General features: G+C 54.1%; 20 protein-coding genes. 10 read left to right on the forward strand and 10 right to left on the reverse strand.

Annotation, left to right across the window (positions count from 1 at the left end; translation table 11 throughout):
- Nucleotides 1-154: 154 nt before the first annotated feature.
- On the forward strand, nt 155-490 hold the full coding sequence (locus GY169_RS01415) for a hypothetical protein (protein ID WP_167574837.1): 336 nt from the start codon (nt 155-157) through the stop codon (nt 488-490).
- On the opposite strand, the gene GY169_RS01420 is transcribed toward GY169_RS01415, so the two are convergent.
- Nucleotides 483-1,478: an acyltransferase gene (locus GY169_RS01420; protein ID WP_167574838.1), complete on the reverse strand. Its 996-nt coding sequence runs from the start codon at nt 1,476-1,478 to the stop codon at nt 483-485. The two genes, GY169_RS01415 and GY169_RS01420, sit on opposite strands and share 8 nt — an antisense overlap.
- Before the next feature lie 170 nt (nt 1,479-1,648).
- Here GY169_RS01420 and GY169_RS01425 point away from each other — a divergent pair, with 170 nt between their 5' ends.
- The 5 genes from GY169_RS01425 (at nt 1,649) to GY169_RS01445 (ending at nt 7,484) form a co-directional block, all read left to right on the forward strand.
- Nucleotides 1,649-1,954, forward strand: a complete 306-nt coding sequence (locus tag GY169_RS01425) for a YsaB family lipoprotein (RefSeq protein ID WP_167574839.1) — start codon at nt 1,649-1,651, stop codon at nt 1,952-1,954.
- A 138-nt stretch (nt 1,955-2,092) separates the two neighbouring features.
- Nucleotides 2,093-3,004, forward strand: a complete 912-nt coding sequence (gene glyQ, locus GY169_RS01430; RefSeq protein ID WP_004106786.1) for a glycine--tRNA ligase subunit alpha — start codon at nt 2,093-2,095, stop codon at nt 3,002-3,004.
- 9 nt (nt 3,005-3,013) lie between these two features.
- Nucleotides 3,014-5,083 (forward strand): glycine--tRNA ligase subunit beta, encoded by a 2,070-nt coding sequence (glyS, locus tag GY169_RS01435; RefSeq protein ID WP_167574840.1) that lies wholly within the window; start codon nt 3,014-3,016, stop codon nt 5,081-5,083.
- Between the two features lie 327 nt (nt 5,084-5,410).
- The gene (gene hokA, locus GY169_RS01440; RefSeq protein ID WP_122983161.1) at nt 5,411-5,563 is read left to right on the forward strand and encodes a type I toxin-antitoxin system toxin HokA; all 153 of its coding nucleotides are present in this window, start codon (nt 5,411-5,413) and stop codon (nt 5,561-5,563) included.
- Nucleotides 5,564-5,864: 301 nt separating this feature from the next.
- On the forward strand, nt 5,865-7,484 hold the full coding sequence (locus tag GY169_RS01445) for an ABC-F family ATP-binding cassette domain-containing protein (RefSeq protein WP_167574841.1): 1,620 nt from the start codon (nt 5,865-5,867) through the stop codon (nt 7,482-7,484).
- 53 nt (nt 7,485-7,537) lie between these two features.
- Here GY169_RS01445 and cspA read toward each other — a convergent pair whose 3' ends face one another.
- Together cspA and GY169_RS01455 are read right to left on the reverse strand one after the other, a co-directional pair.
- Nucleotides 7,538-7,750: an RNA chaperone/antiterminator CspA gene (cspA, locus tag GY169_RS01450; RefSeq protein WP_035893107.1), complete on the reverse strand. Its 213-nt coding sequence runs from the start codon at nt 7,748-7,750 to the stop codon at nt 7,538-7,540.
- 341 nt (nt 7,751-8,091) lie between these two features.
- On the reverse strand, nt 8,092-9,465 hold the full coding sequence (locus GY169_RS01455) for an MFS transporter (RefSeq protein ID WP_163446884.1): 1,374 nt from the start codon (nt 9,463-9,465) through the stop codon (nt 8,092-8,094).
- A 417-nt stretch (nt 9,466-9,882) separates the two neighbouring features.
- On the opposite strand from GY169_RS01455, the gene GY169_RS01460 reads away from it, so the two are divergent.
- The 4 genes from GY169_RS01460 (at nt 9,883) to GY169_RS01475 (ending at nt 15,368) form a co-directional block, all read left to right on the forward strand.
- Nucleotides 9,883-10,593 (forward strand): DUF3053 domain-containing protein, encoded by a 711-nt coding sequence (locus GY169_RS01460; protein WP_064541137.1) that lies wholly within the window; start codon nt 9,883-9,885, stop codon nt 10,591-10,593.
- Between the two features lie 284 nt (nt 10,594-10,877).
- Nucleotides 10,878-12,257: a glycoside hydrolase gene (locus tag GY169_RS01465; RefSeq protein WP_167574842.1), complete on the forward strand. Its 1,380-nt coding sequence runs from the start codon at nt 10,878-10,880 to the stop codon at nt 12,255-12,257.
- Nucleotides 12,258-12,339: 82 nt separating this feature from the next.
- Nucleotides 12,340-13,989 (forward strand): PTS transporter subunit EIIC, encoded by a 1,650-nt coding sequence (locus tag GY169_RS01470; RefSeq protein ID WP_167574843.1) that lies wholly within the window; start codon nt 12,340-12,342, stop codon nt 13,987-13,989.
- 2 nt (nt 13,990-13,991) lie between these two features.
- The gene (locus tag GY169_RS01475; RefSeq protein WP_167574844.1) at nt 13,992-15,368 is read left to right on the forward strand and encodes a CehA/McbA family metallohydrolase; all 1,377 of its coding nucleotides are present in this window, start codon (nt 13,992-13,994) and stop codon (nt 15,366-15,368) included.
- Here GY169_RS01475 and GY169_RS01480 read toward each other — a convergent pair.
- The 7 genes from GY169_RS01480 to GY169_RS01510 all read right to left on the reverse strand — a co-directional run bounded on the left by GY169_RS01480 (nt 15,344) and on the right by GY169_RS01510 (nt 22,093).
- Entirely contained in the window at nt 15,344-16,078 is a 735-nt protein-coding gene (locus GY169_RS01480; RefSeq protein WP_167574845.1) for a MurR/RpiR family transcriptional regulator, read from the reverse strand. The genes GY169_RS01475 and GY169_RS01480 overlap by 25 nt on opposite strands.
- A gap of 105 nt (nt 16,079-16,183) precedes the next feature.
- Nucleotides 16,184-17,155 carry a glyoxylate/hydroxypyruvate reductase GhrB gene (gene ghrB / locus GY169_RS01485; protein ID WP_167574846.1) on the reverse strand — a complete coding sequence of 324 codons (972 nt, stop codon included), beginning with the start codon at nt 17,153-17,155 and terminating at the stop codon, nt 16,184-16,186.
- A 21-nt stretch (nt 17,156-17,176) separates the two neighbouring features.
- Nucleotides 17,177-18,457 carry an MFS transporter gene (locus GY169_RS01490; RefSeq protein ID WP_167574847.1) on the reverse strand — a complete coding sequence of 427 codons (1,281 nt, stop codon included), beginning with the start codon at nt 18,455-18,457 and terminating at the stop codon, nt 17,177-17,179.
- A gap of 70 nt (nt 18,458-18,527) precedes the next feature.
- Nucleotides 18,528-19,466 carry a sugar kinase gene (locus GY169_RS01495; protein WP_167574848.1) on the reverse strand — a complete coding sequence of 313 codons (939 nt, stop codon included), beginning with the start codon at nt 19,464-19,466 and terminating at the stop codon, nt 18,528-18,530.
- Nucleotides 19,467-19,469: 3 nt separating this feature from the next.
- On the reverse strand, nt 19,470-20,219 hold the full coding sequence (locus GY169_RS01500) for a sugar phosphate isomerase/epimerase family protein (protein WP_167574849.1): 750 nt from the start codon (nt 20,217-20,219) through the stop codon (nt 19,470-19,472).
- Nucleotides 20,220-20,319: 100 nt separating this feature from the next.
- On the reverse strand, nt 20,320-21,336 hold the full coding sequence (locus GY169_RS01505) for a LacI family DNA-binding transcriptional regulator (protein ID WP_065358349.1): 1,017 nt from the start codon (nt 21,334-21,336) through the stop codon (nt 20,320-20,322).
- A 94-nt stretch (nt 21,337-21,430) separates the two neighbouring features.
- Complete coding sequence (locus tag GY169_RS01510; protein WP_064541153.1) at nt 21,431-22,093, reverse strand: OmpA family lipoprotein; 663 nt, start codon at nt 22,091-22,093, stop codon at nt 21,431-21,433.
- Nucleotides 22,094-22,189 lie beyond the last annotated feature (96 nt).

A 22,189-nucleotide genomic window follows, 5' to 3' on the forward strand; every position in this document is an offset into this window, starting at 1 on the left:
CCTCCCGCGTCATTTCGGCGCGGGTGTTTCCCTTCGATTTCCACTGGCCGCGCCTCTTTATATATTCCGAAACTAGCGCTTTTGCTGTGTTGCTCTGATGTTAAAAATAAATCAGCGGTGATAATGGTGGTGCTATGGATAAAGGAGCTACGTTATGGAAAACATCATCACATTGCCGCGTCTGGCCCTAAGCATGGGGATACTGCTATATCTGGTATGCATCTGGCTGGGCTGTCCACAGTTAGAAGATAAAGCCTATTTTCTGGCGATGCTGGTTATGGGCGTTTTTGCTATTGCGGCCCATCGCCAGGCGGCGGATGCCCAGTTTGCCGGCCTGTGTCGTTTGGTGCTGCTGCTGGCATCTGGTCTACTGCTGGTTGGCGTCTGGAATATGCCGCTGGCGTTGACCTATGAATGCCTCGTCGTGGCGGCATGGTTTGCCTGTATGTACGGCGCGGCGCTGTGGCCGTCTCGGGCATGCGCTAGCTGACCAGCTTACGCTTATCCACGCGCTGGAGCGCGATGGAGAGCAAGAGGCTGCCCGTCAGGGTTATCGCAAACACCCATAGAATATCCAGCGCGGGCCAGTTTTTGAGATCGATATTCCAGCTGCGCAGAAGGTAAATAATAAAGGCGTGAAACCCATAGATGCCCAGAGAATGGCGAGAAATGAAGCCTAATCCCGGCAGAACACGTTGGTTGAGCGTGTTTTTAATCACAATGAATAGCGATGTCGCACAGAGAAACACCATGGGACCGCAGTAGACGTACCAGGTGTCGCCAAAGTTACCGCGCCATTGCAACTCATGCAGCGTGCCGCGTGAAATAATGCCGACTCCGGCGGCAAACAGCAGGCCGCAGATCCACGTTAGCCCCTTGCGGCTGGTCTCCATCATGCCAAGCGCTCGGCCTAGCAGGCCATAAAGCACGTAGTAAAAGGTATCGCCGTTGATGTACAGGTTCACCGGCAGCCAGGTTGCGCCGTCGGTTTTGAGTGGCGGCGTGTTTGGGTTCGCGACAATACCGATGACTACCATCAGCGCTAACAGCATTTTGCCGCTGATGGCTTTGACCTCAATCAGCGGTGAAACCAGATAAATCACCATGATGGCGAAGAAAAACCACAGATGGTAGAAAACCGGCTTTTGCAGCAGGTTCTTCAGCGATGTCTCAAGGTTGATATGGGTAAAGGCGGCAATGAAGAGTAGCGCGAGCGCGCTGTAGAACACCAGGCAGAGCGCAATGCGCAGGAAATGGCGCGGCTGTGCGCTGCGCGGGCCAAAAAACAGGTAGCCGGAGATCATAAAAAACAGCGGTACGCTAACGCGCGAGGCAGAGTTCAGAACGTTAGCCAGATTCCAGCTGAGCGGGCTGATGTCGTGTGGGTGAGTCACAAACCAGGTCGTGGTATGGATCATTACCACCATCAGGCAGGCAATACCGCGTAAGTTATCAATCCAGCTAATTTTTTCTTGCATCAGATGCCCTAATCTCCGCTATAAATATATTCAGACCACGCTGCCGCAGCCGCTATTTCACTGGATAATTCTGAGTTTTGCACTCTGTGCTTGTGGAGTTTTGGTGAGATTCGCACAATGCGGAAGTGTGAAAGGGTACAGCCTAAAATAACAGCCCGGTAAGATAAATAATGATGATGAAGTCTCTCTCTGCTGTGTTGGTGCTAATTCTGCTGGCGGGATGTTCGTCGGCTGAACCGCCGGTGGCGCAAAAAACGCAAAGCGCGAAAATCAATCCCGCGCGTTCGTTGGACATGGAACAGCTCTGCAAAGACAACGCGGCGGCACGTTATAATACGGCGGCGCAGAAGATAGACGTGACTGGATTTGAACGTTTCCAGGGCAGCTATGAGCTGCGTGGCTATACGGCACGTAATGAGAGTTTTGTCTGTTCATTCGACGCGGACGGCGGCTTTTTACACCTCTCAATGCGTTAAAACAGGCCCGGTAGCAGCAAAATCCGGCCTGTTTTTCCCAATTTTCCCTAAACAACCCCGTTTCATACTGTATATCTCGCAGCCAGCGGGTATACTGACTCCTTCCTTTAAATCCACACGTATCCAGCACGAAATCATATGCAAAAGTTTGATACCAGGACCTTCCAGGGCCTGATCCTGACCTTACAGGATTACTGGGCTCGTCAGGGCTGCACCATTGTTCAACCACTGGACATGGAAGTTGGCGCGGGCACCTCTCACCCCATGACCTGCCTGCGTGCGTTGGGGCCAGAACCGATGGCAACTGCCTACGTGCAGCCGTCCCGTCGTCCAACCGATGGCCGCTATGGCGAAAACCCGAACCGCTTACAGCACTACTACCAGTTCCAGGTGGTGATTAAGCCGTCTCCGGAAAATATTCAGGAGCTGTACCTCGGATCGCTGAAAGAGCTGGGTATGGATCCGACCATCCACGACATTCGCTTCGTGGAAGACAACTGGGAAAACCCGACGCTGGGTGCCTGGGGTCTGGGTTGGGAAGTGTGGCTGAACGGCATGGAAGTGACGCAGTTCACCTACTTCCAGCAGGTCGGCGGCCTGGAGTGTAAGCCGGTGACCGGTGAAATCACCTACGGTCTGGAACGCCTGGCCATGTACATTCAGGGCGTAGACAGCGTTTACGATCTGGTCTGGAGCGATGGCCCGCTGGGTAAAACTACCTATGGCGACGTGTTCCATCAGAACGAAGTGGAGCAATCCACCTATAACTTCGAATACGCCGACGTCGACTTCCTGTTCTCCTGCTTTGAGCAGTATGAGAAAGAAGCCCAGCAGCTGCTGGCGCTGGAAAACCCGCTGCCGCTCCCTGCCTACGAGCGTATTCTGAAGGCTGCCCATAGCTTTAACCTGCTGGATGCGCGTAAAGCCATCTCCGTCACCGAGCGTCAGCGCTATATCCTGCGCATTCGCACCCTGACCAAAGCAGTGGCAGAAGCTTACTACGCTTCCCGTGAAGCCCTTGGCTTCCCGATGTGCAACAAGAATAAATAAGAGGCGGCCATGTCTGAGAATACTTTTCTGGTGGAAATTGGCACTGAAGAGCTGCCACCGAAAGCACTGCGCAACCTGGCGGAATCTTTTGCGGCAAACGTGACCGCAGAGCTGGATAACGCCGGCCTCGCGCACGGTAAAGTTGAATGGTTTGCTGCGCCGCGCCGTCTGGCGCTGAAAGTGGCAAATCTGGCGGCTGCGCAAGCGGATCGCGAAGTCGAAAAACGCGGCCCGGCAATTGCCCAGGCGTTCGACGCCGAAGGTAAACCGAGCAAAGCGGCTGAAGGTTGGGCGCGCGGCTGTGGTATCACCGTCGATCAGGCCGAGCGTCTGACTACCGACAAAGGTGAATGGCTGCTGTATCGCGCACACGTTAAAGGTGAAAGCACCGAAGCGCTGCTGCCGAACATGATTGCCAACTCACTGGCTAAGCTGCCCATTCCTAAGCTGATGCGCTGGGGCGCAAATGACGTACACTTCGTGCGTCCGGTGCACACCGTGACCCTGCTGCTGGGCGATAAAGTGATTCCGGCGACTATCCTGGGCATTCAGTCCGATCGCGTTATTCGCGGCCACCGCTTTATGGGCGAGCCTGAGTTCACTATCGACAATGCTGACCAGTATCCGCAAATTCTGCTGGAACGCGGCATGGTGGTGGCTGATTACGAAGCGCGTAAAGCCAAAATCAAAGCGGACGCCGAAGAAGCGGCTCGTAAGATTGGCGGTGTTGCTGACCTGAGTGAAAGCCTGCTGGAAGAAGTCACCTCGCTGGTGGAATGGCCAGTGGTGCTGACGGCGAAGTTTGAAGAGAAATTCCTCGCGGTACCGGCGGAAGCGCTGGTGTACACCATGAAGGGCGACCAGAAGTACTTCCCGGTTTACGACAACGCGGGCAAGCTACTGCCAAACTTCATCTTCGTCGCGAACATCGAATCGAAAGATCCGACCCAGATTATCTCCGGTAACGAGAAGGTCGTTCGTCCGCGTCTGGCGGATGCCGAGTTCTTCTTCAATACCGACCGTAAAAAGCGTCTGGAAGATAACCTGCCGCGTCTGCAAACCGTGCTGTTTCAGCAACAGCTGGGCACTCTGCGCGACAAGACTGACCGCATTCAGGCGCTGGCAGGCTGGATTGCCGGCCAGATTGGCGCTGACGTGAACCACGCCACTCGTGCGGGCCTGCTGTCTAAGTGTGACCTGATGACCAACATGGTCTTCGAGTTCACCGACACTCAGGGCGTGATGGGGATGCACTACGCGCGTCACGATGGTGAAGCGGAAGATGTAGCTGTGGCGCTTAACGAGCAGTATCAGCCGCGCTTTGCCGGTGATGACCTGCCGTCTAACCCGGTAGCCTGCGCGCTGGCGATCGCCGATAAGATGGACACCCTCGCGGGTATCTTCGGTATCGGCCAGCATCCGAAAGGCGACAAAGACCCGTTTGCGCTGCGTCGTGCCGCGCTGGGTGTGCTGCGTATCATCGTTGAGAAGAACCTCAATCTGGATCTGCAGACCCTCACCGAAGAAGCGGTGCGTCTGTATGGCGACAAGCTGACCAACGGCAAAGTTGTTGATGATGTTATCGACTTCATGCTCGGCCGCTTCCGCGCCTGGTATCAGGATCAGGGCTACACCGTCGACACCATTCAGGCCGTGCTGGCGCGTCGTCCGACTCGTCCGGCAGACTTTGATGCGCGTATGAAGGCGGTGTCTCACTTCCGTACTTTAGAGGCTGCATCTGCGCTGGCAGCAGCCAACAAACGTGTATCCAACATCCTGGCGAAGTCCGACGAGACGCTGAACGAGCGCGTGAACGCTGCGACGTTGAAAGAGCCGGAAGAGATTGCGCTGGCGATGCAGGTTGTGGTGCTGCGCGATAAGCTGGAGCCGGTCTTCGCCGCAGGGCGTTACCAGGAAGCGCTGGTAGAGCTGGCAGAGCTGCGTGAGCCGGTCGATGCCTTCTTTGAGAAAGTGATGGTAAACGTCGAAGACAAAGATCTGCGTATTAACCGTCTCTCTATGCTCGAAAAACTGCGCGAACTGTTCCTGCGTGTAGCGGATATTTCGCTGCTCCAGTAACACGAAAGCGTTAAATAAAAACCTGCCAGATGGCAGGTTTTTTTATATCTGCTGTTTTATTACGTGAACCATTAATAATTGTCTGGGCTATATTAAATATTGTTGCATTGATAAGTGAGAAAAATTTTAGGAATACATCAAAATAAGTCTGTGCTTATTTTAAGGTAGAATGCCGGTGGGTGCTTGAGACTGTTTGTCTCAGGTATTCATCGAAAGGCAAACAGAGAAAAGCCCCACCTGACTCTAAATCAGAATGAGGCCGCCTCTATGCCTGAACACCATAAGGGTAGCCTCTTACTTGTTGAAAATCAATACAGGGGGCGAGGGATGCCGCAAAAATCTATGTTGTATAGTTTAATAGTGATATGTCTCACTATTCTATTATTTACCTGGATGGTTCGTGATTCATTATGTGAATTGCATATTAAGCAAGGCCATACTGAATTGGCGGCATCTTTAGCCTGTGATATTAAACAGTAAGGGCTTATGGCGGGGATTATCCCCGCCATTCTGACGGTGTGATGCATTCTCAATGCACCCGGTTAGATTGAGCTAAATAATATAAAAGCCTCCTGCATGCGGGAGGCTTTTTCTTTACGTATCGCATGCTGAATAAAAAATAGTCTTGAAATCCACCGGGCAATACGTTTATCCTTTGCCGCGACGAATCCCTCGTCTCACTGAGGCACACTGAAAATGGACAAACACACCTGCTGAATTCGAATCCTTGCCGGGCACACGCCACGGGCAGGGGAGTTATTGATTTCACTCAGGAGTGCTTATGGCCCATTGTGCGCAATCCCCTTCTTTTATTTTGCATCAAGTCACCTGTCAATTTGCGACGGGCGATACTCTTTTTGGCCCGCTGAATCTGTCGCTGGAGCGGTCGCTGTGCGGTTTGGTCGGGCGTAACGGCGTGGGTAAAACCCGTTTGCTGCGCCTGCTGGCGGGTAAAGAACTCCCTTCTGAGGGGCATATTGAGTCGCTCTCTTCATGGGCATATGTAGCGCAGCAATATGTCATAACCGCTGAGACGACGCTGTCTATGCTGCTCGGCTATGACACGCGCTTTGCCGCGTTGCAACGTATGGCGAGCGGCAACGGGCAGGCCGAAGATGTTGAGCTACTCGATGGCTATTGGGATCTGCCCGAACGCCTGAACACTGCGTTTCAGGCGGCGGGGCTGGGCTGCTTTGACCCGATGCGTCCTGCAATTTCGCTAAGCGGCGGCGAACGGGTGAAAGCGCTGCTCTGCGCGGCGTTTACCTCGGGTGCGGACTATTTACTCCTCGATGAACCGACCAACCACCTCGATCGCTCCGGGCGCGAGTGGTTTTACCGCCAGCTTGATGAGTGGCGAGGTGGGGCGCTGATCGCCAGCCACGATCGCGAACTGCTGGCACGAATGCCGCGTATCCTTGAGTTGACGGCTTCAGCCCTACGCAGCTACGGCGGCAACTATGCGGATTATCAGCAACAGCGTGATACTGAACAGGCGGCGGCGAGTGCGGCGCTGGATCATGCCCGGACCGAACGGCGTCGAGTTCGGGCGCGTTTGCAAAAAGAGCATGATGATTGCCAGCGGCGTTCGGCGAAAACCCTGCGTACCGTAGATAGCCTGAATATCGCTTCTTTTGAACGCGTGAAGTACAAAGGCGCGGCACGCGAGAGGCCTGGCACGTTGCTCAATCAGCATCGGCAGCAACATGTGGCGCTTAATGATGCGGTGACACAGGCGCGAGAGCGTGTGGAAGACGACGCTCCGGTCATGTTTACCCTACCCGGAAGCCAGGTGGCGGCGGGCAAGCAGGTGTTGGTGCTGGAGTCGTTGCAATTGGCTCATTCGTCGACGCCGCCTCTCAACTGGCGGCTGGACGGCCCGATGCGTGTGGCGCTTCGCGGCCCCAACGGTTGTGGAAAAACGACGTTGCTGAAAACGCTAATGGGACTGGCGCCACCGCTGAGCGGGTGTTGTCAGCTATCGGTGAATACGGCCTGGCTGGATCAACATCTTACCCAACTGGATCTTTCACTCTCCGTCATGGCGCATCTGCGGGCGGGAGAAACGCCATTGGAGGAGGGCGCGTTGCGGACCCGGCTGGCACAGCTTCAACTGGGCGCAGATAAGGTTAATCTGCCGCTGGCGGCGCTGAGCGGCGGCGAACGCTTAAAGGCGGCGCTGGCTTGTGTGTTGTGGCGTCGGGCATCGACGCAGCTTTTGCTGTTGGATGAGCCCACCAACCATCTCGATCTGGCATCGGTGCAGGCGATTGAGGCGGCGTTAGCGGGGTTTCCCGGCGCGATGATTGTGGCGTCGCACGATGAGGCGTTTTTACAGGGGTTGCGGCTGACACACAGCCTGACGTGGCAAGAGAGCGGCTGGATTTTTACGGCGTTATAAATAAAAAAATCCCCGCCATAAGGCAGGGATTTATAATTCTTAGCGGCGTGAACTTACAGAGAAGTTACGTTGCCAGCTGCCGGGCCTTTAGCGCCGTTTTCGATGGTGAAGGAAACTTTCTGACCTTCGTCCAGGGATTTGTAGCCATCGTTCTGGATAGCAGAGAAGTGTACGAACACGTCTTTAGAACCATCGTCAGGAGTGATGAAGCCGAAACCTTTGTCAGCGTTGAACCATTTTACGATACCAGTCATTTTACCGGACATAGAAATTACCTTTAAAAATTAAGTGAGCCTTACGGCGATATGGCATGCTTTACAGAATTTAAAGCGTAAAGGAAATGTCGCTACGAGGGGTACCAATGGATAACCTTGAAGGGAACTGCTTTACTCAACTGCTTTGTGGTCTGTATGTCAAACCGTGGAGGCATTAACGCATACTTCAGGTCTTAAAAGCAAACGTTATCTGCCCATATTTTTCAACGGACCGGGAACATTCGGCGATCAAAATCACGCTAATATACTGATAAATAGGTAGACTTAGGCTTAGATGGGCGTTTGTAAAAAAGCGTCATGAAACCCCGGCAGACTGGCTGCCGGGGTAAAAATTAGACTTTTTGCGCCGACTCCGGCAGCGATGCCGGGCCACTGGCACCTTGATTCTGCTGACGTTTACTGGCCACGTGTTTGATCATCAGCGCAATCGCGGACAGCACAGCCGGGATAGCCAGCAGAGCGAAAATGGTTTTAAAGGACAGTTCGGCCTGCATCAGGAATGCGCCGCTGAAAGCGCCAAGAATCCCCCCGAAGCGACCCAGCCCCAGCATCCAGGCGACGCCGGTGGCGCGCCCCTGCGTTGGGTAGAATCCAGCGGCCAGCGCGGGCATTGAAGACTGCGCGCCGTTCATGATGGTGCCGGCGATAAACACCATCACGCCCATCAGCACCAGGCTGCTGGTTGAGAAACCTACCAGGCAGACAAAGACGCCGGTCAGCAGATATCCTACTGCCACCACCTTATTCGGGTTAATTTTGTCCATCAGCGCGCCCAGTACCAGCACGCCAATACCGCCACCCAGTGGGAACAGAGCGGTAATCACCGAAGCCTGGCTCAGGGTCGCGCCGGTTTCGCGGATGAGAAGCGGCAGCCAACTGGTCAGCAGATAGAAAATCAGCAGCCCCATGAAGTAGGTCAGGCACAGCATGATGGTGCCCACAAGGTAGCGTGGGGAGAAAATCACGCCCAGCGCGGATTGTTCCTTCACCTGGCCGGCCTCCTGCAACACAAAGTGGGTGTTGTCAGGTAACGGCGCGATACGGCGCAAAATACGGGCTATCTGTTGTTGAGGCTGATTTTTTACCGCCAGATAACGCGCGGACTCCGGCAGCAGGAAGATGAGCGCTACAGCCAGCGCCAGCGGCATCACGCCGCCGAGAATCAGCACGCTCTGCCAGCCATAGTGTGGGATCAGCCATGCGGAGATAAAACCGCCCATTGAGGAACCAATCGGGAAGCCGACGAACATCAGGTTCACCAGCAGCGCGCGGCGGCGCTCCGGTGCGTATTCGCTCATCAGCGTCGCGGCGTTAGGCATTGCAGCCCCCAGCCCCAGGCCGGTTAAGAAACGCAGGACGGTCAGTTGCGTCAGCGAGGTGGCGAACGCGGTAATCAAACTGAAGCCGCCAAAGACCAGAATGGACAGGACCAGCACTTTTTTACGGCCGATACGGTCAGCCATTGGGCCTGCGGTTAATGCGCCCACGGCGAGACCAACCAGCGCGGCGCTCATTACAGGGCCGAGATCGGACTTCTGCACGCCCCATTCTTGTACCAGGTCAGAGGCAATAAAGCCGATAATGGCGGTATCAAATCCATCCATAGCGACGGTCACAAAGCACAGCACCAGTATCATCCACTGGTACTTCGAGAAAGGATGGCGGTTGATAAAAGCCTGAATATCCGTTGTTGTCTGTGTTGTCATGCGGTAATTCCTGCTAAGCGTTGTCAGAGAGCGGGTTTATCCTCTTGTCTCTCTCACGGGTAATGAGGTGTTTGGGCGATTATCGAACGTATTGTCGTTAATCGTTCATTTAATCAAATCACTTACCCGGCCTTCCCACAACGTGCCGCCCGGCGGAAGTGTGCGATTATCGTTCCCTGTGCCCACGAGGAAACGCTGATTTAACTAAAAGTTATTGAATATCATTATATTAGAGTGCTTTTTCTTATCTGATTTCATTGCCATAAATGTGATGAATGCAACAGCTTATTAACATTTCTACCGAACGGCAGGGGAACGCATGAAAAAGGTATCTTGCGGCGCGGCTCTGGACTATCCTTGTCACCGTCAGGCACGCGTGTGCCGGTTTGCGCTTTTTTTGGCTGAAGGAGTAAGAAAATGGCGACAGGAAAGTCCTGCTCTCGCTGGTTTGCGCCTGTTGCGGCGTTGTTGATGGTTGTTAGCCTGAGTGGGTGTTTTGATAAGGAAGGCGATCAGCGTAAAGCATTCGTCGATTTCCTGCAGAATACAGTAATGCGTGGCGGTGAACGCCTGCCAACGCTGACCGCTGACCAGAAAAAACAATTCGGTCCGTTTGTGTCCGACTACGCCGTCATTTATGGCTATTCACAGCAGGTGAGTCAGGCGATGGACGCGGGTCTGCGTCCGGTTGTTGATAGCGTGAATGCCATTCGCGTACCGCAGGATTACATGACCCAGCGCGAGCCGCTGCGTCAGGCAAATGGTTCGCTGGGCGTACTGAGCCAGCAGCTGCAAAACGCCAAAATGCAGGCTGATGCCGCGCACGCTGCGCTGAAGCAGGCGGACGATCTGAAGCCGGTCTTCGATCAGGTTTATAGCAAAGTGGTTACCGCCCCGTCGCAGGCGCTGGAGCCGCTGATCCCTGCCGCGCAGGTCTTCACTCAGCAGTTGGTGCAGGTTGGCGACTTTGTTGCTCAGCAGGGCACGCAGGTGAGCTTCGTGGCAAACGGTATCCAGTTCCCGACGTCACAGCAGGCAAGCCAGTATAACGCGCTGATTGGCCCGCTTGCGGCACAGCACCAGGCCTTTAGCCAGGCGTGGACGGCGGCAGTGAACGCCACTAAATAACGTTTGAACGACTTCAGGCCCTTCATATCTGACGGTATGAGGGGCTTTTTATTGTCTCCAATATGAAACGGGTTTGCATTGGCCGACAGTTTGTACCTATTTTCCCTCCTCTATTCCATTTTCAATTTTGCATTGCTATAACCCATTCAATGTGTGCGTTATTGGATATTCTCTTTCATTAGTATTTGTCTTGCCAATTATTTCCTTAATTGATTTCTGATGTGAATAATGTCCTGAGAATAACGTTCAATCAAAAATGAGAATGAAATAGCATTGGAGCTTGTATGAAATTAACCGTTATTGGTGGCGGCGGCGTCAGGTCGATATTCCTCGCAAAATCTCTGGCATGGAATGCGCATCGTATTAACCTGACTGAGGTCGTGTTCCTTGATAATTCAACGGAAAATCTGGCGACCTTTGGCGAAATCGCTCAACACGTTTTTCGCGTGATCCGTCCGGATATTCATTTTTCACTTACTCAGGATCCGCAAAGTGCTATCAGAAATGCGAATTATATTATTACGACGCTTCGCGTCGGCGGTGATGAAAGCCGGGTGCGTGATGAACGGATTGCCCTATCGCATAATACCTTAGGCCAGGAAACCACGGGAGCCGCCGGTTTTGCGATGGCGTTACGCTCCATCCCTGCAATTCTGGACTACTGTCGGATGATTGAAGAACTGGCAGCCGAAGACGCCATCTTGTTTAACTTCACGAATCCATCCGGTATGGTAACCGAAGCCATTATTAAGTCCGGATTCAAACGTCGTGTATATGGTATTTGTGATGCGCCATCTGAACTTATTCGCGAACTGCCTGAAATTCTGGGATGTGATGAATCCGCAGTGCAGGTCGAGTGCTATGGGTTAAACCATTTCTCCTGGTTTAGCAATATCACGGTGGATGGTGTGTCCGTTTCGGCTACGCTCGCGAAAACCCCCGCGCTGTATGAAAAAACCACGATGCAGTATTTTTCTCCTGACCTGGTCGCGCAATGCGATAATCAACTGCTAAATGAGTACCTCTATTATTACTATTATCGACAGGAAGCCTTGGACGCTATTCAAAATGCCGCCGAGACTCGTGGCGAACAAATTGCTCGTATTAATCAGCAAATGCGGGAAGCGTTACAGACCATTGATGTAAAGCAACATCCGGAACAGGCATTTGATATCTGGATGCAGCATTATCTCTGTCGTGAAAATAGCTATATGCAGAGTGAATCTCAGAAGGAAAAACCGCACCCACGTACGCCATTAACATTAACCCAGTTTATTGAAGAGCCGGATACCGGCGGTTATGCCGGTGTGGCGCTGGATATTCTGGAGGCCGTAAACAGTTCGCAGTCCAAACGCATTGTGGTGTCGTTAACCAATAACGGGACACTTGATTTCTTACGTCCAGACGATGTGATTGAAATCAGCTGTGATTTGAGCAGCCAGGGGTTAACGCCCGTTAAGCCGCGTGAAGTGCCGCAGGCGCAGAAGAACATGATTTCCTGCGTGAAGGAGTATGAGCGGCTGGCCGTTGAAGCCATTATGACGCAAAACCGCGATGTGGCGGTGAGAGCGTTAATGGCGCATCCCTTAATTGGTTCATGGTGCCTGGCGACGAAGCTGGTGCATGCCTATTTGGACGATCCTCAATATCTGCACTGGCATTAATGTGCCATATCAGGCAGCCCGCACAATTTTGGGTAACACGCGAAGAGAATTCTGAGTTGACGACTGAGTAACAGGGATAGAAATGAAAGAAAAACTACAAACCTACGGCAAGGCGATGTTGGTTCCCATTTCTCTGGTAGCGATTGGCGGGCTGCTATTAGGCGTCGGCGGTGCGCTGACCTCGGAAGTTACAATTAACTCACTGGGAGGGCATTGGGATAGCTGGTCGCATTCATTTTTCTTTAAATTTTTCAGCGTAATAAAAGGGCTCGGCGACGTTATTTTTAAGAACCTTGGTATTCTCTACGCTGTGGGTGTCGCGTTCTCTTTATCAAGAAAAGAAAATGGCTGGGCTGCATTTTCCGCCATGGTTGCTTATATCTCGATGCTGACGACGATATCTATCCTGTTAAAAAACCATGGGTTGAGCGTCGATAACACAACGATTAGCAGTTTTGTTTCACAAGGGCAGTCGACCATTCAGGCGACGAAATCCGCCGCATTGTTTACCACTGAGTTGGGCTATTTTACCTATCGAACCGGGGTGTTTGGCGGCCTTGCTGTGGGGTTCAGTATCGCGGCGGTACACGCGCGTTTCTATAATACGAAGCTGCCGGTCATCCTCTCTTTCTTCTCCGGTACCCGTACTGTTCCAATCCTGTCGCTGCTTGCCGGTGGCGCATTGGGGATCTTTTTCTTTTTCTGCTGGCCGTTTGTTGGTCATGTGCTCGGGAATTTTGCCGGCTTTGTGCATGATTCTGGCTTAATTGGTACGTTTGTTTACCGCTTCGTTAATGAAATTCTGATCCCATTTGGTATGCATCCTTTGCTGTCGTTACCTATCCGCTGGACTGAGCTTGGGGGCTCCACGGTGGTCGACGGAGTAATTGTTTCCGGTACTTCCGCGATTCAGATGGCCCAATTGGCCTCTTCGGAGCCAGGAAAGTTGCTGGTACGGGCATTTATGGGCGGCAACGCGATCATTAACTTCGCTATTTATCCCGGCATTGCGCTGGCGATGTATCACACCACTCGCCCGGAAAATAAGAAAAAAGTGGCGGCGCTGCTTATCTCGGTGGTGGTTTCTACGATTGTATTCGGTATTACCGAACCAATTCTGTTCACCTTTTTGTTTATTGCACCATGGCTCTATTTTCTGGTGTACGCACCGTTAGCGGCCATTGGTGAGGTACTCGCCGAATTTTGTCAGGTGTCGGTGTATCAGGGGAATATTAAGGACTGGATCCCCTTCATCTTCCGCCCTGAAAAACTCAATATGTGGCCATTCCTTTACCTGTTCCCGATTTTCTTTATCGTGTCGTATCTTATTTTCAGGCTGTGTATTCAGTACTTTAATATAAGAACGCCGGGGCGCGACGAAGCCGAAGATGACGGTGATATCAAACTCTACAGTAAAAAGGATTACAACGAAAAGAACGCGCAGGGAGTCGCTCCTCAGCTTGATAAAGGCCGCGCATCCCCGGCCAATGGGCTTGCCGGAGAGATTATTGCCGCGCTAGGTGGGCAGGAAAATATTGTTGAGGTGGATAACTGTATCTCTCGCCTGCGGGTGATCCTGCACAACGTTGAGCTGATCGCCGACGATCGGCACTGGAAAAACGAATTGAACGCGATGGGCGTGGTCCGCGTCGGCAAGAATGGGGTGCAGATTGTTTATGGCCCTGATGTCTGTCGAATCGCCGTTGAGGTCAGAGAGCTGTTGGAGGCATGAAAATGCGTTTGACCTATCGCTTTACGCAGCAAACCTGTGAAGTTCACACCTCGGTAGTGGAGGTTCCGGCGGGCTGCGACATTCACATCACGTTACTTAACGGGCCGTTTGAACATTTCTTCCTGCTCGTTAAGGATCCGACAAAGCGCCTTCGGGCGCTGTTCACCTGGAAATCGCGAATCCAGCACTACTGCTTGCGCCAGGTTATCAGCAATGAGGCGAATTTAACCGTACCGGGGCCGATAGCTGGCGGAGAGTGGCAGTTTACTGTGGTGAAACCGGGGACGCTGCTGGGCGAAGCCGCCATTGATATCAACTGCGTTCCCGCCACCATCACGGGGAGTGGCAAGCCGCAGATTGATGTGTTAAACCAGCCGTTTGATAGCGTTGTTAATCCACAGCGCCGCTGGTATCACGGCGATCTCCACGCTCATACTCTCTATTCAGACGGTCGCGTTGCGCTGGACGACGTTCTGCATGTTGCACAACAGCGGCAGATGGATTTTCTGGCCATCACCGACCACTCCATTGTTACAACTTTTGTGCCTGACTGTCGGCCTCTTATTATCCCCGCTACCGAACTGACGTTTGATAATGAGCTGCACTACAACGTTTTCGGAGTTAAGCAACTCATTGATTATAGTCAGTATTGTGAAGTCGGTATCAACGTCACTGATTTCATCTCACGGCTACACACCGATCTCGCACGGGCGGGAAACGTGATTTCTATCAACCATCCTTTTGCTGAAGGTATCAGCCTGGGGCATGAGTTTGATTTGCGCTCGGTTCATCTGCTTGAGGTGATTAACGCCCCGCATCTTGCTGACCAGCCGATTGATAATGAAAAGGCCATTCGCTTTTTTGATTTTTTATGGTCAAAAGGGCTGAAAATCTTTGCTTCCGGCGGGAGCGATGCTCATAAACCTGGAGCGCAGGGCAGCTATCCGCTGGGGCTGCCACGAGTGTCGATTTACTGTGAAGGTTTGTGCCTGGATGCACTTCTTCAGGGGCTGCGGTCCGGTCGAACCCTGATTAGCCATAACGTGACCTGTGCGCTGAACATGCTTCACAACGGGGTGTCTGTATTTCCGGGCAGTCGGGTCAGCGGGCCGGTCACTTTTCAGGCAGAATGTACCGAGCGCCCGCTGACGTGGAGGATGATACGCAACGGTGAGTGTATCCATGAGTTGTATTGTCAATCTTATGACTATACGGTGGTGCCCGGCGTTGCTGATGTAGTCCGTCTGGAAGCTCGGGAAGGGGGGCGTACGGTCTTCTTTGCTAATCCGGTTTACTCTGCGCTCCCGACGGCCAGTGAATATCGATTTTCCGTTTTATTGCGCGACTTTTTGGCTCAGGATAGCGCCAGAGCGCGTTGATTCTTGTCATTAAACCACTGCTTCAGGCACTGTTCAAAGGCCAGAATGCAGTAGCCGAAAAACGGGTTTGACCAGTAGATATCGTCATCAAATTTTTGCGGATCATGAATGATAAACGCAATATCCGCAGCCTGCGCAAGCGGGCTGTTATGATCGCCGGTAAAACAGACCAGTTTGATGTTTTTATTTTTTAAGGCGTTCAGCCAGTTTAAGGTCGATGTGCTCCTTCCCGATTTTGAGATTATCCAGATGCACTCCCACGGCGTTGCCGTTTTTTGCTCCAGAATTTCGTAATCAGGCCACAACGAGAGGCTGGCATTAACGCCGGTAACCAGAAATTTATTGTAAACATACTGAGCGACCAACTGCGAAAACCCGCTGCCGTGGATGAGTAACTTTGCATTTTCTATCAGCGCGAAAAGATCATGGATTTTATTGGCTGGCTCAATATGCATAAAGTTGCGATCGTTGGTGAGTTCCAGCCGAGGCTGCGCAATATTGAATTTTATAAAGTAAACCATTTCCAGCCAGCCGCTGTAACCCAGTTTCTTGGCCAACCGAACGAGCGTGGAGGGGTTGCTGTGACAGGCCGTCGCCGCCGAACGTATGCCTTCACGCAGACAGCGCTCGGTATTATTTTGAATATAGTCGAGTATTGATACTTCCGTTTTATGTAAGGGGACATCACGCAAAATGTTGAAAATATTCATCCTTCCCTCCAGGTGAAGGACTACTGTAGCGTGTGAAAAGAATAAATCTGCGACCTGAGTTTTAAATCATGATGCCATCGTTGCGCGATGGCATCATTTCGGAACTTATCGCACCTGCGGGTTCACGCAGTTCTTCTCTACCTTCCCTTGCAGCGCATCAATCAGGTTATCTACCGCGCAGGCCGCCATGTTGTAGCGGGTTTCGTGCGTCGCGGAGCCAATGTGCGGCAGGGCGACGACGTTGGGCATCTTCAGCAGCGGGGAGCTGGCTGGCAGCGGTTCCTGCTCGAACACGTCCAGACCGGCGGCGTGGATATCGCCGTTACGCAGCGCGGAGATCAGCGCTTTCTCATCAACCACTGGGCCACGGCCCGCGTTGATAAAGATGGCGGAGGACTTCATGCGGGCAAACTGCTCGGCGCCGAACAGATGGTATGTTTCATCGGTCAGCGGCAGGATCAGGCAGACAAAATCGGCTTCATCCAGCAGCGTGTTGAGGTCGCAATAGCGAGCGTTGAAACGCTCCTCTGCCTGCTCATGGCGACGGCGTGCGTTGTAGAGAATCGGCATATTGAAGCCGAAATGGGCACGCTGTGCCAGCGCCATCCCGATGCGGCCCATGCCGACAATCCCGAGTGTTTTATGGTGTACATCGATACCAAACCAGTCCGGCCCGATGCTCTTCCTCCACTCACCGCCCTTCACCCGCTCGGCCACTTCGACCACTCGACGGGCGGAGCTGAGTACCAGCGCCATCACCGTGTCGGCGACCGTTTCGGTCAGTACCGTCGGCGTGTGCATCAGCAGTACGCGACGGGCGTTGAGCGCCTCGACGTCAAAATTATCGTAGCCCACGGAGATGGTGGACGTCGCGCGAAGCTTCGGCATCTTCTCCAGCAGGGCGGTATTGACGGTTTCGCTTGAGCCCAGCAGACCTTCCGCGTTGGCGAATGCCTGAGCGTGTTGCGCCACCGTCTCCGGGCGTAGGTTAGGTACCTGGGTAACGGAAAAATGTTCTTCCAGGCGACGTAGCAAATCGTCAGGTAACGCTTTGTAGAGAATAATGGACGGCTTCATGCGAATCTCCGTGAGTTAAATTTAAGCGTGGCGTGCGCCAACGGGTAGCGATTGATTATGAGCAGGCTTAACAATCAAAGTTAGCCATACTGAGGCAAAAAGCGCTATCCCCATAAAAATGTACGATGCCGACGGGCTGCCGGTAGCGCCGTTGAGATAGCCGACGAACCACGAGCCGAAGAATGAACCCAGTGCGCCCATGCTGTTAATCAGCGCCATTGCACCGCCTGCGACGTTGCGCGGCAGCATCTCAGGAATGATGGCGAAGAACGGGCCGTACGGGGCGTACATTGCGGCACCGGCAATCACCAGCAGAATATAAGAAAGCCAGAAGTGATCGGCGCCGACGGCCCAGGAGCCGATAAAGGCAAAACCGGCAAGCAGCAGCAGCGGCCAGACGAACAGGCGGCGGTTCTGCAATTTATCAGAAGCCCAGGACACCACGATCATCGCCAACGTAGCGGCCAGATACGGCACGGAAGAGAGCCAGCCCACTTCGACCATCCCTAAGTTCGCGCCGCCGCTGCGGATGATGGATGGCAGCCACAGTACGAAACCGTAGACCCCGATGCTCCAGGCAAAATACTGCATGCACAGCAGAATCACATTCCGTGAACGGAAAGCTTCGCCGTAGTTGCGAACGGCCTTAATTCCCTGCTGTTCGCGTTCCAGCTGCGCCTGAAGCGCGGCTTTTTCCGATTCGTTCAACCAGCCGACCTGTGATGGCTTATCTTTTACCAGCACCCACCAACAGAAGGCCCAGATGACCGCCGGGAAGCCTTCGATAATAAACATCTCGCGCCAGCCGAGCGCCTGAATCAGATAGCCAGAAACCACCGACATCCACAGTACCGTGACCGGGTTGCCGAGGATGAGAAACGTGTTGGCACGTGAGCGTTCCGATTTAGTAAACCAGTTGCTGATGTAAATCAGCATGGCAGGCATGACGGCGGCCTCGACGACGCCGAGAATAAAGCGAATTGCCGCCAGCGCCGGAATATTGGTGACCATCCCGGTCAGTGAGGCACAGACGCCCCACAGCACCAGGCAGGTAAAGATCAGCTTACGTACGCTGCGGCGTTCGGCGTAGATGGCGCCGGGAATCTGGAAGAAGAAATAGCCGAGGAAGAACAGGGCGCCCAGCAGGGAGGAGATCCCTTTGGTAATGCCCAGATCTTCGGTGATCCCGGCGGCGGAGGCGAAACTAAAGTTCGCGCGGTCAAGGTACGCCAGGCTGTACGTGATAAACACGATCGGCATGATGTACCACCAACGTTTTGCTGCGTTTGTTGAGCTGTTCATAGGCCTGCCTCTATTGTCGCTTCGCCGCCGCTGTATGTAGGGTACAGGGTGGCACTATCGTAACGTGACGTTATTCGCCTAACGCTTCACGCGTGGGTAAACCTTCACTGTCGCCCTGAACCTGAATGGCCAGCGCGCCAATTTTATTGCCTCGGGTGACGGCCTGATGCAGCGAGCGGCCTTCCAGCAGCGCGCTGATGACGCCGACGGCAAAACCGTCCCCGGCACCGACGGTGTCGACCACGTTATCCACTTTTACCGGGGCAACGTTGCCTTGTTCACCGGAGGCTGTTTTGTACCAGGCGCCGTCAGCGCCCGTTTTCAGCACCACCGCTTTCACCCCCTGATTGAGATAGAAATCGGCGATGCCTTCCGGCGTCTGCTGTCCGGTTAAAATCATGCCTTCTTTCAAACCGGGTAAAACCCAGTCAGCCTGGAACGCAAGCTGGTTGAGTTTCTCCACCATTTCCGCTTCGCTTTTCCACAGCACCGGACGCAGGTTCGGGTCGAAGGAGAGGGTTTTGCCCTGCGCTTTCATCGTGCGGGCCGTGTGGTCCAGCAGCGCATAAGAGCTGGCGGAGAGCGCCGCCGCCACGCCGCTTAAGTGCAGGTGGCGGGCGCTGGCGAAGTATTCATCGTGATAATCGGCAACGGAGAGATGGCTGGCAGCGGAGCCTTTGCGGAAGTACTCCACAATGGGATCGGTTCCATTTTCGACTTTAGATTTTAACTGAAAGCCGGTTGCATGCTGCGGGTCGATGGTGACGCCGCAAGCATCAATACCTTCTTTTTTCAGCGAGTTAAGGACAAAGCGTCCAAAGCTATCGTTGCCCACGCGACTGACCCAACCCACCTTCAGCCCCAGGCGCGCCAGACCGGTGGCCACGTTCAGCTCCGCTCCCGCCACGCGCTTGATAAAATGCTCCACGTCGGCCACGTCGCCGGTTTGCGTCGCCACAAACATCGCCATCGCTTCGCCGATGGTGATGACATCCAGGGAATGTTTCATCGCTTACTCCTTACGTAATAGTTCGACATAGCGGCGGGTAACCGCAGCCAGGTCGGCCCCTTCCAGCGGAAACTCAATGCCACGCGGCACATCGATCGGGAGCTGGTTTAGCAGCGCCAGCCAGCAGGCGTCGGCCTCATCGGGCGGAACCGCGCGGTAGCTGTCGTGATGCGGCACGGCGGCTTTGACGTGGATATAACCGACTGACGGCGCCAGCTGCTCCGCCGCCGCTTCTGGCGTATCGCTGACCCACAGCCAGTTGCCCATATCGAACGTGAGCTGTACGGGAAGTTTCTGCATATGGCAGGCGGCGTTGAAACGTTGCATTGGCGGCAGGCGTCCACAGGACGTTTGATCGTTCTCGACCACCAGTTTCATGCCGCTGCTTGCCAGCCAGTCGCGTAGCGTGTTGAACGACTCGGTATGGCGAAAGTGGCCCAGCGACACTTTCAGCCACAGCGCACGCAGCGTGGTGGCTTCCTGAAGCAAAGCGGGGAGCAGAGGATTCAGGGAACCATCGGCCATAAACAGCGCTTCGGGCGCGGAGTAACAGGCCTGCAGGCCGGATGATTGAATCGCCGATGCCAGCGCGGGCAGTGTCTGAAGCTCTGCGGAGGTAAACATCTCGCGGCGGATTTCTACGCCGTCAGCTCCGGCAGCGGCGATGATGGGCAGCATGGCCGCTTGCCCGCCTGCGCTGCGTACCGCGTCGTGGCCATAAGCGGCGGTGACCACCATAATTTTTCTTTGCATAGGGACTCCGAATCTAACGCTATGTCTAATACGCTAGATGGAATCGGTTCCAAAGAAAATCTCACTGTGTTGAATTTATGATCGCCATCACGAAGGAAGATTAACGGGCTGTGGAACCGCGCACGATCAGCTCGCCGGAAAAGACCTGCTCATGAATGGCATCCGCCGCCCCTTCAATGCGCCGCACCACCTGCTCTACGGCGGCGTAGCCAATCTGCCAGGTCGGCTGCTTGAGGGTGGTAATGCCCACGCCCGCCAGTTCGGCCCATTCCAGTTCGTCAAACCCCAGCAGGCCGATGTCGCTGCCCCAGTTCAGGCCGATGCGCTTGAGCGAACGTGCAACCTGAAGGGTCAGCGCGCCGTTGGCGGAGATCACCGCTTTACGCATTCCGCGGTGTTGCTGGTGGAACTGACGCAGCGTGTTATCAAGCTGAGCGTTCTCTGCCAGCGGCACTTCGGCATTTTCGGCGACGACGCCGGGATAGCGGGCCAGCGTGGCGCGGAAGGCGCTCAGGCGTTCGCGCCGGGTGTTAACGGTGCCTAGCGGTTCGCTGAGGAACAGCAGCGCCTCAAATCCTTGCTCAATCAGGTGTTCAGTGGCGGTGGTAGCGGCCTGAGTGTTATCCAGCCCGACCACGTCGCAGGCGAAGTCCGGAATTTTACGGTCGATTAGCACCATCGGTAGCGCGGACTGCTGCAAACGTTGCAGCCCCTCTTCACGCATGCCGACGGCGTTGACGACAATCCCTTCGACCTGATAGCTGCGCAGCAGATCAAGATAGTGCAGCTCCTGGTCCACCTCGTTATTGGTGTTACACACCAGCGGGGTGAAGCCTTTTTCGCGGCAGGCGGCTTCAATGCCGCTGAGCACATTGACGGAGTAAGGGTTGGTGATATCGGCAATGATCAGGCCTATCAGACGGGTGCGCCCGCGCTTCAGGCTGCGGGCCATCAGGCTTGGGCGATAGTCGAGCTCGGCAATGGCGGCTTCAATGCGGGCCAGCAGCGCGTCGGAGAGCAGATGCTTCTCGCCGTTAAGGTAACGGGAAATGCTGGTTTTGCCGGTTTTCGCCGCTTTTGCCACATCGCTGATGGTGGGGCGCGCTGATTTTGCCATGGGAAGGTCTCTCGCCTGAAAGTGACAACACCTTAGCGCGAAAATCTGTCTAATCAAGTATTTTGCCGGGTGGAGAGGCCACCCGGCGATGAGATTACTGCATCGGGCTTAAGGTAATTTCTACGCGACGGTTCTGCGCTTTGCCTTCTTCGGTGCTGTTGCTGGCGATAGGATTCGCTGGCCCCATACCGGTGGTACGCACGCGTGCAGCGGCGACGCCCTGGGTGATCAGCGAGCTGGCCACCGAGTCGGCGCGCTGCTGAGACAGTTTCATGTTGAGCTGCTGGCTACCGGTGCTGTCGGTATAGCCGACAACATTCACCGCAGTTTTCTCATACTCTTTCAGTACCATAGCGACGCCGGTTAAGGTGTTGGCGCCGGCTGGTTTCAGAGTGGCGGAGGAGCTGTCGAAGGTGACGTTATTCGGCATATTCAGCACGATATTGTCACCGTTACGAGTGACGCTGACGCCGGTCCCCTGCATTTTTTGGCGCAGTTTCGCTTCCTGCACGTCCATGTAATAACCCACGCCGCCGCCGAGCGCTGCCCCCGCGGCTGCGCCGATCAGCGCGCCTTTACCGCGATCTTTCTTTGAAGACGAGAGCGCGCCAACGCCCGCGCCCACCAACGAGCCAATGCCCGCGCCGATACCGGATTTACCCACTTCGCGCTCGCCGGTGTATGGGTTTGTGGTGCAGCCTGATATTGCCAGCGCGCCGCTCACGATGGCAGCAATCGCAAATACACGTTTTTTCATCTTAATTCCTTAATGACATTCTTATTTTTCGCCACAGCGACGGTGGCGCGTCATTATGACTGGCGAAATTGCTGAAAATTCTTGGGAACTCTCTGA

The sequence above is a fragment of the Kluyvera genomosp. 3 genome (assembly GCF_011765685.1).
Taxonomy (GTDB): domain Bacteria; phylum Pseudomonadota; class Gammaproteobacteria; order Enterobacterales; family Enterobacteriaceae; genus Kluyvera; species Kluyvera georgiana_A.

What these genes read in the sequence shown, in the direction of transcription:
- GY169_RS01480 (WP_167574845.1), bottom strand. Translation starts at nt 16,078, where the DNA reads ATGAATATTTTCAACATTTTGCGTGATGTCCCCTTACATAAAACGGAA.
- GY169_RS01465 (WP_167574842.1), top strand. Translation starts at nt 10,878, where the DNA reads ATGAAATTAACCGTTATTGGTGGCGGCGGCGTCAGGTCGATATTCCTC.
- GY169_RS01420 (WP_167574838.1), bottom strand. Translation starts at nt 1,478, where the DNA reads ATGCAAGAAAAAATTAGCTGGATTGATAACTTACGCGGTATTGCCTGC.
- GY169_RS01510 (WP_064541153.1), bottom strand. Translation starts at nt 22,093, where the DNA reads ATGAAAAAACGTGTATTTGCGATTGCTGCCATCGTGAGCGGCGCGCTG.
- ghrB (WP_167574846.1), bottom strand. Translation starts at nt 17,155, where the DNA reads ATGAAGCCGTCCATTATTCTCTACAAAGCGTTACCTGACGATTTGCTA.
- GY169_RS01460 (WP_064541137.1), top strand. Translation starts at nt 9,883, where the DNA reads ATGGCGACAGGAAAGTCCTGCTCTCGCTGGTTTGCGCCTGTTGCGGCG.
- GY169_RS01500 (WP_167574849.1), bottom strand. Translation starts at nt 20,219, where the DNA reads ATGCAAAGAAAAATTATGGTGGTCACCGCCGCTTATGGCCACGACGCG.
- GY169_RS01425 (WP_167574839.1), top strand. Translation starts at nt 1,649, where the DNA reads ATGATGATGAAGTCTCTCTCTGCTGTGTTGGTGCTAATTCTGCTGGCG.
- GY169_RS01495 (WP_167574848.1), bottom strand. Translation starts at nt 19,466, where the DNA reads ATGAAACATTCCCTGGATGTCATCACCATCGGCGAAGCGATGGCGATG.
- GY169_RS01470 (WP_167574843.1), top strand. Translation starts at nt 12,340, where the DNA reads ATGAAAGAAAAACTACAAACCTACGGCAAGGCGATGTTGGTTCCCATT.
- GY169_RS01415 (WP_167574837.1), top strand. Translation starts at nt 155, where the DNA reads ATGGAAAACATCATCACATTGCCGCGTCTGGCCCTAAGCATGGGGATA.
- glyQ (WP_004106786.1), top strand. Translation starts at nt 2,093, where the DNA reads ATGCAAAAGTTTGATACCAGGACCTTCCAGGGCCTGATCCTGACCTTA.
- cspA (WP_035893107.1), bottom strand. Translation starts at nt 7,750, where the DNA reads ATGTCCGGTAAAATGACTGGTATCGTAAAATGGTTCAACGCTGACAAA.
- GY169_RS01505 (WP_065358349.1), bottom strand. Translation starts at nt 21,336, where the DNA reads ATGGCAAAATCAGCGCGCCCCACCATCAGCGATGTGGCAAAAGCGGCG.
- GY169_RS01490 (WP_167574847.1), bottom strand. Translation starts at nt 18,457, where the DNA reads ATGAACAGCTCAACAAACGCAGCAAAACGTTGGTGGTACATCATGCCG.
- hokA (WP_122983161.1), top strand. Translation starts at nt 5,411, where the DNA reads ATGCCGCAAAAATCTATGTTGTATAGTTTAATAGTGATATGTCTCACT.
- GY169_RS01455 (WP_163446884.1), bottom strand. Translation starts at nt 9,465, where the DNA reads ATGACAACACAGACAACAACGGATATTCAGGCTTTTATCAACCGCCAT.
- GY169_RS01475 (WP_167574844.1), top strand. Translation starts at nt 13,992, where the DNA reads ATGCGTTTGACCTATCGCTTTACGCAGCAAACCTGTGAAGTTCACACC.
- glyS (WP_167574840.1), top strand. Translation starts at nt 3,014, where the DNA reads ATGTCTGAGAATACTTTTCTGGTGGAAATTGGCACTGAAGAGCTGCCA.
- GY169_RS01445 (WP_167574841.1), top strand. Translation starts at nt 5,865, where the DNA reads ATGGCCCATTGTGCGCAATCCCCTTCTTTTATTTTGCATCAAGTCACC.